The 12,872-nt window shown below is 68.9% G+C and carries 11 protein-coding genes; 8 read left to right on the forward strand and 3 right to left on the reverse strand.

The genetic code is table 11. The annotated features are described in order from the left end of the window. From rpsA to VNT59_RS15560, 7 genes are all read left to right on the forward strand, one after another. The coding region (rpsA, locus tag VNT59_RS15530) for a 30S ribosomal protein S1 (RefSeq protein WP_325499667.1) at positions 1 to 1,495 on the forward strand (1,495 nt) is incomplete at its 5' end. Positions 1,496 to 1,605: 110 nt separating this feature from the next. After that, positions 1,606 to 1,917, forward strand: a complete 312-nt coding sequence (locus VNT59_RS15535) for an integration host factor subunit beta (RefSeq protein WP_325499669.1) — start codon at positions 1,606 to 1,608, stop codon at positions 1,915 to 1,917. Positions 1,918 to 1,959: 42 nt separating this feature from the next. Beyond that, positions 1,960 to 2,244, forward strand: coding sequence for a LapA family protein (locus VNT59_RS15540; protein ID WP_325499671.1), 285 nt, complete (start codon positions 1,960 to 1,962; stop codon positions 2,242 to 2,244). Continuing rightward, entirely contained in the window at positions 2,234 to 3,367 is a 1,134-nt protein-coding gene (lapB, locus tag VNT59_RS15545) for a lipopolysaccharide assembly protein LapB (protein WP_325499673.1), read from the forward strand. The genes VNT59_RS15540 and lapB overlap by 11 nt, the downstream gene beginning before the upstream one ends. Before the next feature lie 40 nt (positions 3,368 to 3,407). Continuing rightward, positions 3,408 to 4,349, forward strand: a complete 942-nt coding sequence (rfaE1, locus tag VNT59_RS15550) for a D-glycero-beta-D-manno-heptose-7-phosphate kinase (RefSeq protein WP_325499675.1) — start codon at positions 3,408 to 3,410, stop codon at positions 4,347 to 4,349. Between the two features lie 132 nt (positions 4,350 to 4,481). Then, positions 4,482 to 5,492 carry an ADP-glyceromanno-heptose 6-epimerase gene (gene rfaD / locus VNT59_RS15555; protein WP_325499677.1) on the forward strand — a complete coding sequence of 337 codons (1,011 nt, stop codon included), beginning with the start codon at positions 4,482 to 4,484 and terminating at the stop codon, positions 5,490 to 5,492. Positions 5,493 to 5,586: 94 nt separating this feature from the next. After that, a complete protein-coding gene (locus VNT59_RS15560) occupies positions 5,587 to 6,000 on the forward strand; it encodes a ComEA family DNA-binding protein (protein ID WP_325499679.1) in 414 nt (137 codons plus the stop codon). Between the two features lie 52 nt (positions 6,001 to 6,052). Here VNT59_RS15560 and VNT59_RS15565 read toward each other — a convergent pair whose 3' ends face one another. From VNT59_RS15565 to VNT59_RS15575, 3 genes are read right to left on the reverse strand one after another with little or no spacing between them, the layout of a single operon-like run. Further along, entirely contained in the window at positions 6,053 to 6,589 is a 537-nt protein-coding gene (locus VNT59_RS15565; RefSeq protein WP_325499681.1) for a DinB family protein, read from the reverse strand. An 8-nt stretch (positions 6,590 to 6,597) separates the two neighbouring features. Continuing rightward, on the reverse strand, positions 6,598 to 10,269 hold the full coding sequence (locus VNT59_RS15570; protein ID WP_325499683.1) for a hydantoinase B/oxoprolinase family protein: 3,672 nt from the start codon (positions 10,267 to 10,269) through the stop codon (positions 6,598 to 6,600). Positions 10,270 to 10,286: 17 nt separating this feature from the next. Beyond that, a complete protein-coding gene (locus VNT59_RS15575; RefSeq protein ID WP_325499685.1) occupies positions 10,287 to 10,856 on the reverse strand; it encodes a winged helix DNA-binding protein in 570 nt (189 codons plus the stop codon). 118 nt (positions 10,857 to 10,974) lie between these two features. On the opposite strand from VNT59_RS15575, the gene VNT59_RS15580 reads away from it, so the two are divergent. Next, positions 10,975 to 12,870: an ABC transporter ATP-binding protein gene (locus tag VNT59_RS15580; protein WP_325499687.1), complete on the forward strand. Its 1,896-nt coding sequence runs from the start codon at positions 10,975 to 10,977 to the stop codon at positions 12,868 to 12,870. Positions 12,871 to 12,872 lie beyond the last annotated feature (2 nt).

Here is a 12,872-nt window from a genome sequence, read left to right on the forward strand (position 1 = left end):
CGACTACGTATCGGTCGCAATCGAATCGCTCGAAAACGGCTACGGCGACACCATCCTGTCGCGCGACAAGGCCAAGCGCCTCGCCTCCTGGATGGCGCTGGAGAAGGCCCTGGAGTCCGGCGAGTTCGTCACCGGCACCACCAGCGGCAAGGTCAAGGGCGGCCTGACGGTGCTGGTCAACGGCATCCGCGCCTTCCTGCCCGGCTCGCTGATCGACACCCGTCCGATCAAGGACCTGACGCCCTACGAGAACAAGACCCTGGAATTCAAGGTCATCAAGCTCGATCGCAAGCGCAACAACGTGGTGCTGTCGCGCCGCGCCGTGGTGGAAGCGTCGATGGGCGAAGAGCGCGCCAAGCTGATGGAAACCCTGAAGGAAGGCTCCATCGTCCGCGGCGTGGTCAAGAACATCACCGAGTACGGCGCGTTCGTGGACCTCGGCGGCATCGACGGCCTGCTGCACATCACCGACATGGCCTGGCGCCGCGTGCGCCACCCGAGCGAGGTGGTGCAGGCCGGCCAGGAGATCACGGCCAAGATCCTCAAGTTCGACACCGAGAAGAACCGCGTCTCGCTGGGCCTGAAGCAGATGGGCGACGACCCGTGGATGGGCGTCTCGCGCCGCTACCCGACCGGCACCCGCATGTTCGGCAAGGTCACCAACATCGCCGACTACGGCGCGTTCGTGGAACTCGAGCCCGGCATCGAAGGCCTGGTGCACGTGTCCGAGATGGACTGGACCAACAAGAACGTCGCCCCCAGCAAGATCGTCTCGCTGGGTGACGAGGTCGAAGTCATGGTCCTGGAGATCGACGAGGACAAGCGCCGCATCAGCCTGGGCATGAAGCAGTGCAAGCCGAACCCGTGGCAGGAATTCGCGCAGAACACCAAGCGCGGCGACCGCGTCAAGGGCCCGATCAAGTCGATCACCGACTTCGGCGTGTTCGTCGGCCTGGCCGCCGGCATCGACGGCCTGGTGCACCTGTCCGACCTGTCCTGGAACGAGCCGGGCGAGCAGGCCGTGCGCAACTACAAGAAGGGCCAGGAAGTCGAGGCCGTGGTGCTGGCCGTCGACGTCGACCGCGAGCGCATCAGCCTGGGCATCAAGCAGCTGGATCAGGACCCGTTCACGACCTTCGTGACGATCCACGACCGCGGCTCGGCCGTGTCCGGCAAGGTCAAGACCGTCGACCCGCGCGGCGCCGAGATCGACCTGGGCAACGACATCGTCGGCTACCTGCGTGCCAGCGAGATCTCCCGCGACCGCGTGGAAGACGCCCGCAACGTGCTCAAGGAAGGCGACGAGGTCAACGCGGTGGTGGTCAACATCGACCGCAAGACCCGCAACATCCAGCTGTCCATCAAGCAGAAGGACATGCTCGACGAGCAGGGCGCGATGGCCAGCCTGAGCCAGCAGTCCTCGCGCGAAAACGCCGGCACCACCAGCCTGGGCGCCCTGCTGCGCGCCAAGCTGGACAGCAGCGACAAGCAGTAAGACGATGTCATCCCGGGCTCGCCCGGGATCCATCTCGCTCCGGAGGCAGGTCCTCCGGAGCCACATGGATTGCGGACCAGCCCCGCAATGACAACAAACAAAGACCGACCATGACCCGCAGCGATCTTGTCGAAGAACTGGCCGCCCGCTTCGGCCAGCTGACCCACCGCGACGCCGAGTACGCGGTCAAGACCATCCTGGACGCGATGAGCGACGCGCTGGTGCGGGGTCACCGGATCGAGATCCGCGGCTTCGGCAGCTTCTCGATCAACCGGCGACCGCCCCGGATGGGACGCAATCCCCGTTCCGGCGAAAGCGTGCAGATCCCCGAGAAGCGGGTGCCCCACTTCAAGCCGGGCAAGGCGCTGCGCGAGGCGGTGGACCAGCGCACGGCCGAAATCGAGGCCGGCAAGGGCGCGTGAAGCGCTCGCTAGAATCGTGTCTTCCACTTCGGGAAGCGCTGATTGAAATACCTCATGTGGCTGCTGAAGGCAGCCATTTTTTTTACCCTGTTCGCCTTCGCCCTGAACAATCAGCAGGACGCGACGGTGAATTTCTTCTTCGGCACCGCCTGGCGCGCGCCGCTGGTGCTGGTGGTGCTGGCCGCGTTCGCGCTGGGACTGGTGGTGGGGGCCCTGGGCATGGTGCCACGCTGGTGGAAGCAACGCGCGGCGGCCCATCGCAGCCAACCGGGGCGGGCGCCCTCCTCGATGCTGGATCCGGGCGCGTCCTCGCACCATGGACTTTGACCTCAGCTGGGTCCTGTGGGGCCTGCCGATCGCGTTCGTGCTCGGCTGGCTCGCCTCGCGCCTGGACCTGCGCCAGTTGCGCATCGAGAACCGGCAGGCGCCCAAGGCGTACTTCAAGGGCCTGAACTTCCTGCTCAACGAACAGCAGGACCAGGCGATCGACGCCTTCATCGAGGCGGTGCAGAAGGACCCCGACACCTCGGAGCTGCATTTCGCGCTGGGCAACCTGTTCCGGCGCCGCGGCGAATACGAACGGGCGGTGCGCGTGCACGAGCACCTGCTCTCGCGCGGCGACCTGAGCCGCGCGGACCGGCAGCGGGCGCAGCACGGCCTGGCCCTCGATTTCCTGAAGGCGGGCCTGCTCGATCGGGCCGAGGACGCGCTGCGCAAGCTGGAGGGCACGCCCTACGAGCCGCAGGCGCTGCCGGCCCTGCTTGCGATCTACGAGCGCACGCGCGACTGGACCCAGGCCTCCGAGGTCGCGCGCAAGCTCGACACGACGGGCCACGGCAACTTCGCGGCGCGCCAGGCCCATTACCTGTGCGAGCAGGCCGCGGGCGCAACGCCGGCGCAGGCCGAGCAGCTGCTGCGCGAGGCGGCGAAGGCGGCGCCGGACGCGCCGCGGCCGCGGCTGGAACTGGCGGCGCTGCAGCGGCGCGCGGGCGACGCCGAAGCGGCCTTCGACACCCTGGCCGGCGCGGCCGAGGCCGCTCCAGCGGCCGCGGGCCTGGTGGCGCGACCGCTCACCGATGCCGCCCTCGCCTGCGGCCGGCAGCCGCGGGCCCTGGACATCCTGCAACGCAGCTACGAATCGTCGCCCTCGCTGGACGTGCTCGACGCCATCGTGGCGCTGCAGCCCGATGCCGGCACGGCCCGCGACTGGTACGTGAAGCACCTGGAGCGCGAGCCGTCGCTGGTCGCCGCGACCAAGTGGCTGGCCGGAGAAAAGCTCGAGCACGAGCAGTTCCACCCGCGCGTGCAAAGCGCGCTGGACCATGCGGTGAAGCCGCTCACCCGCTATCGCTGCGCCGCCTGCGGCTTCGAGGCCAAGCAGCACTTCTGGCAATGTCCGGGCTGCCAGGCCTGGGACAGCTACCCGGCGCGGCGGGTGGAGGAGCTATGACCAACCCCCCAAGCGGCGCCCGGGCGCAGCACCAAACGGCATGAAGATTCCAACCAAACAGCAGCTCGCCAACGCCCGCGTGCTCGTGGTCGGCGACGCGATGCTCGACCGCTACTGGCACGGCGCCGTCGAGCGCATCTCGCCCGAAGCGCCGGTACCGGTGGTCAAGGTCACCCACGAGGAGGAGCGCATCGGCGCCGCCGCGAACGTGGCCTACAACGTGGCGACGCTCGGCGCGCGGGCCACCTTCCTCGGCGTCGTCGGCGACGACGAGCCGGGGCGCCGGCTCGAGCACCTGCTGCGGGACACCGGCATCGCGGTCCATCTGAAACGCGACCCCGGCCTGCGCACCACCGTCAAGCTGCGCGTGATCGGGCGCCACCAGCAGCTGCTGCGCATGGATTTCGAGAACGAGCCGGACCACGACGCCCTGGCGTCGCAGACCCAGGCCTTCGCCGAACTCGCTCCCGAGCACGACGCGGTGCTCTTCTCCGACTACGGCAAGGGCGGCCTCGCCCACATCCCGGCGATGATCGAGGCGGCCAGGGGGCGCAACAAGCCGGTGCTGATCGACCCGAAGGGTTCGGACTACGAGCGCTATGCCGGCGCCACGGTGATCACGCCCAACCGCGGCGAACTGCAGCAGGTGGTGGGCGGCTGGCGCGACGACGGCGAACTGCAGCGCAAGGCGCAGCGGCTGCGCGAGTCGCTGCGCCTGGACGCGCTGCTGGTCACGCTGGGCGAGGACGGCATGACGCTGTTCGATGCCAAGGGGCAGGTGCACGTGCAGGCCCAGGCCCGCGAGGTGTTCGACGTCACCGGTGCCGGCGACACCGTGATCGCGACCCTTGCGTCGCTGGTGGCCGCCGGCATGAGCCTGCGCGATGCGATGCCGCTCGCCAACAAGGCCGGCGGCATCGTGGTCGGCAAGTTCGGCACCGCGACGGTTTCCTACGAGGAACTGTTTGGATCGACTGGTTGAACACCGGGCAACGCAGCAGCCGAACGCAGAGGTCGCAAAGGATACGCAGAGGACGCAGAATGAAGATTGAAAATTGCAGCGGACGCTCCTGTGCGTCATCGCGTCCTTGAGCCCGAATTCGAGAGTCCATCCATGAGAATCATCGTGACCGGGGCCGCCGGCTTCATCGGCAGCAACATCGTCAAGGGGCTCAACGCCCGCGGGGTCGACGACATCATCGCCGTCGACGACCTGACGCAGGGCGACAAGTTCCGCAACCTGGCGGACCTGCGGATCGCCGACTACGTGGACGCGGGCGTGTTCTACGAACGCTTCGCCCGCGGCGACTACGGCACCGTCGAAGCCGTGTTCCACGAAGGCGCGTGCAGCGACACGATGGAAAGCGACGGCAAGTACATGCTGCACAACAACTACACCTTGTCGTGCGAGCTGTTCGCGGCCTGCCGGGCGCAGCGCACGCGGCTGCTGTACGCTTCTTCCGCCGCCACCTACGGCGGCTCGAGCACCTTCCGCGAACAGCCAGAATTCGAGCATCCGCTCAACGTGTACGGCTACAGCAAGCTGCTGTTCGACCAGCGCATGCGCCGCGAGTGCGGCGGCGACTTCGCCCGCGCGGCCCAGCAGGTGGTGGGTTTCCGCTATTTCAACGTGTACGGGCCGCGCGAGCAGCACAAGGGCCGCATGGCCAGCGTCGCCTTCCACCAGTTCAACCAGTTCCGCACCGAGGGCAAGGTCAAGCTGTTCGGCGAGTACGGCGGCTACGGTCCGGGCGCGCAGCAGCGGGACTTCGTCTTCGTCGACGACGTGGTGGCGGTCAACCTGTGGTTCCTCGACCATCCCGAACGCTCGGGCATCTTCAACCTCGGCACCGGCCGCGCTCAACCGTTCAATGACGTGGCGACGGCGGTCGTCAGCGCGCTTGCGCAGCAGCGCGGCGGTGGGCCCATGGACGCCGCCGTGGCGGCCGCGCGCGGGCTGATCGAGTACGTGCCCTTCCCCGACGCGCTGCGCGGCAAGTACCAGTGCTACACCGAGGCCGACCTCACGGCGCTGCGGGCGACCGGCTGCGACCATGTCTTCGCCACGGTGGAGCAAGGCGTCGCCAGTTACATTGCGACGCTCGTTGCCGGGTCGCCGGCTTGACACGGCGTCAACCCGCCGCGGCCGCCTGCCGTTACATTCAGGACCTCCGGCTCCGCCCGGCGCCGGGTCGCCCAACAACTTCAGGAGCGTATCCATGTGGAAGAAAATTCTGGCCGCCATGTTCATGGTCTTCGCCACGGCGATCGCCATGGCCGCAGTGGACGTCAACAAGGCCACCGAAGCCGAACTGGACGGCCTCAAGGGGATCGGTCCGGTCACCAGCAAGCTCATCCTGAGCGAGCGCAAGAAAGGCGAGTTCAAGGACTGGCAGGACTTCATTGACCGGGTCAAGGGCGTCGGCGAATCCCGCGCCGCGAAGTTCTCGGCCGAGGGCCTCACCGTGAACGGCCAGGCGTTCAAGGCCGCGACGGCGAAGAAGGACGAGAAGGCCGCCACGAAGCAAGAGAAGAAGGAAGCCAAGGCGGAGGCCAAGGCCGAGAAGAAGGAAGCCAAGGCCGAAGCGAAGGCCGACGCGGCCAAGCCCGCCGCCAGCGCCGCGAAGAAGTAAGCAGCGCGCTGCCACAGAAAAAAACCCGCCGCGGCGGGTTTTTTGTTGGGCGCTACACCAGCGCGATCATGTCCGTCACGCCGACGTCGATGCCGGCTTGCGACAGCAGCGTGGTCACCTGGCCGCGGTGGTGGGTCTGGTGATTGAAGAAGTGGGTCAGCGCCTGCCACGCCGGATGCGCGCGCTGCACACCCTTGGTGTTCGCGTAACGCATGGTGCGCAACGGAAACTCCGGCGGCATCGCGGCCGCCCAGGCGCCGATCGCCGCATCGAGCTCGGCCCGCCTGGCCCGCAGCGTGGCCCAGTCGGCGTAGACCACGGTCCCGTGGACGGCGCCCTCGGGCAGGTCCAGCACCTCGGCCGTGAGCGAGGGGAAGTCGACCCCCTGGACGGCGAAGCGCCGCAGCCACAGCCGGTCGGCCCAGATCAGGTGGTTCAGGCCGCCGTGGATCGAACCGAAGAACGCATGCCGGTCGCGCTTGCGCTCTTCGTCGGACAGCCGCTCGCAGGCCTCGTACAGCCGCTCGTTGAACCACCCGTTGTAGCGGGCGAGGAACCGGTAGTTCTCGACCAAGGCGCCGCCGTCCATGCGTTCTCCTACTGCGGCGCGCCGAAGCCGCCGCCGCCCGGGGTGTGGATTTCGAAGATATCGCCAGGCTGCATCTGCGTGCTGCCGATGTGCTCCAGCGTCTGCACCGTGCCGTCGGCGCGTACCACGCGGTTGATGCCGGGCTGGCCCGGCCCGCCGCCGGCCATGCCGAACGGGCCGTAGCGCCTGCTGTTGGACAGGATGCTGGCCGTCATGTCCTCCAGGAACCGCACCCGCCGCACGCCGCCGTTGCCGCCATGCCAGCGGCCGGCGCCGCCCGAGCCCTGCCGGACCTCGTAGCTTTCCAGCCGGACCGGAAAGCGGAACTCCAGCACCTCGGGGTCGGTCAGGCGCGAATTGGTCATGTGGGTCTGCACGACGCTGGTGCCGTCGAAGCCGTCCACCACGTTGCCCGCGGCATCGAACGCCGCCCCCGCGCCGCTGCCGCCCGAAATCGTCTCGTAGTACTGGTGCCTGGCGTTGCCGAAGGTGAAGTTGTTCATCGTGCACTGGCTGGCCGCCATCACGCCCAGCGCCCCGTAGAGGCAGTTGGTGATGCACGAGGAGGTCTCGACGTTGCCGGCCACCACCGATGCCGGCGGGTTCGGGTTGAGCATCGAGCCGGCCGGGATGATGACCTTCAACGGCTTGAGGCAGCCCGCGTTCAGCGGAATGTCGTCGTCCACCAGCGTGCGGAACACGTACAGGACAGCGGCCATGCACACCGCCGTCGGCGCGTTGAAGTTGTTGGTCTGCTGGGGCGAGGTGCCGGTGAAGTCGATCTCGGCGCTGCGGCTGGCCACGTCGACCCGGATCGCCACCGCGATCTGCGCGCCGTTGTCCAGCGGCAGCGTGAAGCGGCCGTCCTTCAGGCGGGTGATGACCCGCCGCACCGATTCCTCCGCGTTGTCCTGCACGTGGCGCATGTAGGCCTGGACCATGTCCAGGCCGAACTGCGCCACCATCTTGCGCAGTTCCTGCACGCCCTTCTCGTTGGCCGCGATCTGGGCCTTCAGGTCGGCCAGATTCTGCTCGGGGTTGCGGCTGGGGTAGGCGCCGCCGCGCAGCAGCGCCAGGATCTCCGCCTCGCGCAGCACGCCACGGTCCACCAGCTTCACGTTGTCGAGCTGCACGCCCTCTTCCTCGATGCGGGTCGAGAACGGCGGCATCGAGCCCGGGGTGATGCCGCCGATGTCGGCATGGTGGCCCCTGGAGCCGACGTAGAACGTTGGTTCCGCCGCCAGGGCCTGCGCGTGCCCGGCCCCAGCTCCGCCCTCCGCGGTCGAGGCGGCCGCCTGCAGGTACACCGGCGTGATCACGGTGACGTCCGGCAGGTGGGTGCCGCCGTGGTACGGGTCGTTGAGCACGTAGACGTCGCCCGGCGCCATCCGGCCCGCGTTCTCGCGGATCACGGTCTTGATGCTCTCGCCCATGGAGCCCAGGTGCACCGGCATGTGCGGCGCGTTGGCGATCAGGTTGCCCTGCGCGTCGAACAGCGCGCACGAGAAGTCGAGCCGCTCCTTGATGTTCACGGAGTAGGCGGTGTTCTGCAGCTGCAGCCCCATCTGCTCGGCGATGTTCATGAACAGGTTGTTGAACACCTCCAGCAGCACCGGGTCCACCGTGGTGCCGGCGGCATATTTGACGTCGCGCGCGGCACGGCGCTCCAGGACGATGTGATCGAGCTGCGTCAGCCGCGCTTCCCAGCCGGGCTCGACCACGGTCGTCGCGTTCTGCTCGGCGATGATCGCCGGGCCGGCGATGACGTCGCCGGGGCGCATGTCCTCGCGCACGACCAGCGCGGCCTGGTGCCACTGGCCGCCCGAATACATCCTCACCGTCTCGCGGCGCGGCACCTCGCGCACCGGGTGCAGGTCGCGCCGCGGTTCGGCCGGCGCGTCGCCCGCCACGACGGCCTCCACCGACACCGCTTCGACCATCATCCGCTTGCCGCGCATCAGGAACGCGAAGCGCTGGCGATACGCGGCTTCGAATGCGGCCTCGATCTCGGCCATGGTGCCGAACGGCACCACCAGCGCCGAGTCGGTGCCTTCGTAGCGCACGTGCACGCGCCGGTGCAGCGCCACCGGGCCGCTGGCCGCCTGCTGCTTCTCGAGCTCGGCCCGCGCCGCGGCGCCGATCGCATCCAGGCGCTCGGCAATCACCGGCAGCGACTCGGCCGCCAGCGGCAGCTCGATCGCCCGTTCGCGGATCGTGTTCTGGTCGGCCAGGCCCATGCCGTACGCCGACAGCACGCCGGCCAGCGGATGCACCAGCACGCGTCCCATGCCCAGCGCGTCGGCGACCCGGCAGGCGTGCTGGCCGCCGGCGCCGCCGAAGCACTGCAGCGTGTAGCGGGTGACGTCGTAGCCGCGCGCCACCGAGATCTTCTTGATCGCGTTGGCCATCTGCTGCACGGCGATGTCGATGAAACCTTCGGCGCAGGCTTCCGGCGTCATGCCGCGGCCGGCGCGGCCGGCCAGCTCGGTGAAGCGCTCGACCACGGTTTCCGCGCTCAGCGCTTCGTTGCCCTGCGGTCCGAACACGTGCGGAAAATACTTCGGCTGGATCTTGCCGACCATCACGTTCGCGTCGGTCACCGCCAGCGGCCCGCCGCGCCGGTAGCTGGCCGGCCCCGGATTGGCCCCGGCGCTGCGCGGCCCGACCCGGAACCGGGCGCCGTCGAATTCGAGGATCGAGCCGCCGCCGGAAGCCACGGTGTGGATGCTCATCATGGGCGCGCGCATCCGCACGCCCGCCACCTGGGTCTCGAACTCGCGCTCGAACTCGCCGGCGAAATGCGAGACGTCGGTCGAGGTGCCGCCCATGTCGAAGCCGATCACCTTGTCGAAGCCGGCCAGCGTGGCCGTGCGCGCCATGCCGACGATGCCGCCGGCCGGGCCGGACAGGATCGCGTCCTTGCCCTGGAACGCATGGGCGTCGGCCAGGCCGCCGGAGGACTGCATGAAGAACAGCCGCACGCCCGGCATTTCGCCGGCCACCTGGTCGACGTAGCGCCGCAGGATCGGCGACAAATAGGCATCGACCACGGTGGTATCGCCGCGGCTGACGAACTTCATCATCGGGCTGGTCTCGTGCGACGTGCTCACCTGGGTGAAGCCGACTTCGCGCGCGATCCGCGCCGCCGCCTGCTCGTGGCCGGTGTAGCGGTAGCCGTGCATGAACACGATGGCGAGGCTGCGCAGGCCCGTCGCATACGCCGCCTGCAGCTCGGCACGCAGGTGCGGCTCGTCCAGCGGCTCGACCACGTCGCCGTGCGCGCCCACGCGCTCGCGGGCCTCGACGACGGCGCTGTACAGCAGCTCGGGCAGCACGATATGGCGGTCGAACAGCCGCGGCCGGTTCTGGTAGGCGATGCGCAGCGCGTCGCGAAAGCCGCGGGTCGTGACCAGCAGCGTCGGCTCGCCCTTGCGCTCCAGCAGCGCGTTGGTGGCCACCGTGGTCCCCATCTTCACGCACTCGACGAGCTCGGGCGAGACCGGCTGCGCGGGCTGCAGGCCGAGCAGATGGCGGATGCCGGCCACGGCCGCATCGCGGTATTGCTCGGGGTTGTCGGAGAGCAGCTTGTGGGTGACGAGCGATCCGTCCGGACGGCGGCCGACGACGTCCGTGAACGTGCCGCCGCGGTCGATCCAGAACTGCCAGCGCTTGGGCTCCATGGGGTGTCCTTGTGTGTTCAGAGGGAGGCGGCCGAGCGGGCCGCCTGGTCATAGATGCCGGAGAGCACGCGCAGCAACCGCGCGAGCTCGCCGATGTCCCGGTTCAGGCTGTCGTCGGCATTCAGCGCGTTGATCAGGCAGCGCTCGCGGATCTCGCGGTAGCGCTCGACGTACTTGCGCCCCGCCGCCGTGGCGGCATAGGTCACTTCCTTGCCGCTCTTGCTGGAGGCGACGACGCCCAGGTTCTGCAGCTTCTTGAGCGAGTAGTTGATCAGGTGCGTGTCTTCCACGTTCATGATGAAGCAGATGTCCGCCAGCCGCTTGTCGCGGGCCCGGTGCGTCACATGATGCAGCACCAGCACGTCCAGCGGCGTCAGGTCCTTCAGGCCCGCCGCGCTCATGCAGTGAACGATCCAGCGGTGGAAGGCGTTGCCCGAGACGATCAGGCCGAACTCGAACTCGCTCATTTCGGCGCTGCGCGGCGACACCAGGTGGGCCGACGAAACGATGGGCGCGGGCGACGCCGGCGCAACGGCCGCCAGGCGTTTGGCGGCCGCCGCCACCGCGGGTACGCGCTTGGTTCCCATCAGGGTTTCCTGCCCGGCCATGCTGGTTTTGCCATGGTACGATTCTAGAGCTCATCGCCATTTCGTCGACAATTTGTCGACAACTCGGGCCGAGCCCCCCGTCCACTCCCTCTCACGCATGCCCGCTGCCAGCCCCGTGCCCACGAGCCAGTCGCCCGACCCGGCCGCGACGCCGCTGCTGTCGGTGCGTTCGCTCTCGGTGGAGTTTCCGGTGCCGGGCGGGCGCTTCCGCGCCGTCGACGGCCTCAGCTTCGACCTGCGGGCCGGCCGCACGCTGGCGATCGTCGGCGAATCCGGTTCCGGCAAGACCGTCACGTCGCAGGCCATCATGCGGCTGACGGACTATGCCGGCGGCGAGATCGTCGATGGCGAAGTGCTGTTCCAGTCGCCGGTGAGCGGCCCGCACGACCTGCGGCACGCGAGCGACGACGACCTGCGGCGCATCCGCGGCAACGAGATCGCCATGATCTTCCAGGAGCCGATGACGTCGCTGAACCCGGTGTTCACCGTCGGCAACCAGATCTGCGAGACGCTGATCCTGCACCAGGGCCTGACCCGCGCGCAGGCGCGCCAGCAGGCGCTCAAGCTGCTGGAACTGGTGCGGCTGCCGGACGCGGGCCGGCTGCTCGACGCCTACCCGCACACCTTGTCGGGCGGCATGCGCCAGCGCGCCATGATCGCGATGGCGCTGGCCTGCCGGCCGGCGCTGCTGATCGCCGACGAGCCCACCACGGCGCTGGATGTCACGATCCAGGCCCAGATCCTCAACATCATCCGCGAGCTGCAGCGCGAGCTGCGCACGGCCGTGATGTTCATCACCCACGACATGGGCGTGGTCGCCCAGATGGCCGACGACGTCGTCGTGATGTGGCGCGGCCGGCAGGTGGAGCAGGGCACGGTGGAACAGATCTTCCATTCGCCGCAGCATCCCTACACCCGCGCGCTGCTGTCGGCCGTCCCGCGCCTGGGCAGCCTGAAGGGCTTCGCCCTGCCCAAGCGGATGCCGCTGACGGTGCTGGAGGACGGCGAGCTGCGCCAGGTCGGCGTCGAGGCGGTGCAGGACACCGTCGACGCCGGCGCGCCGCTGCTCACCGTCGACAGGCTCACCACCCGCTTCGACGTCGGCCACACCCTGCTCGGCCGCGTCACGCACCGGGTGCACGCGGTCGAGGCGGTCAGCTTCGAGATCCGTCCCGGCGAAACGCTGGCACTGGTCGGCGAATCGGGCAGCGGCAAGTCGACCATCGGCAAGACGCTGCAGCAACTGGTGACGGCCACCGGCGGCAGGATCACCTTCGACGGCCGCGACATCGCGACGCTGGACGGCGCCGGCCGCCAGCGGCTGCGCCAGGAGATCCAGTACATCTTCCAGGATCCCTACGCGTCGCTCGATCCGCGCAAGACGGTGGGTTTTTCCATCGCCGAGCCGATCGTCACCCACCGGCTGCTGGCGGACCCGAAGGCGATCCGCCAGCGCGTGGCCGAACTGCTCGAATGCGTCGGGCTGCAGCCGCAGCACATGCACCGCTATCCGCACGAATTCTCGGGCGGCCAGCGCCAGCGCATCTGCATCGCCCGGGCGCTCGCATGCGACCCCAAGCTGGTGATCGCCGACGAATCGGTGTCGGCGCTGGACGTCTCGGTGCAGGCGCAGATCATCGACCTGCTGATGCAGCTGCAGGCGCAGCGGCGCCTGTCCTACCTGTTCATCACCCACGACATGGCCGTCGTGGAGAAGATCAGCCACCGCGTGGCCGTCATGTACCTCGGCCAGATCGTCGAGATCGGCAGCCGCCAGGACATCTTCGAGCGGCCCCAGCACCCGTACACCCGCAAGCTGCTGGCCGCGGTGCCGGTCGCCGAACCGGGCCAGCGCATCGACACCCGCATGATCCAGGGCGAAGTGCCCAGCCCGGTGCGCGCGGTCGGCCACGAACCGCCGATCCTGAAGCTGGTCGAGACGGCGCCCGGCCATCGCGTGGCGCAGGGCAGCCCCGACGTCGCGACCGCCTGAGC

Origin of the sequence: Ramlibacter sp. (assembly GCF_035554825.1) — a bacterium.
Lineage (GTDB): Bacteria > Pseudomonadota > Gammaproteobacteria > Burkholderiales > Burkholderiaceae_C > Ramlibacter.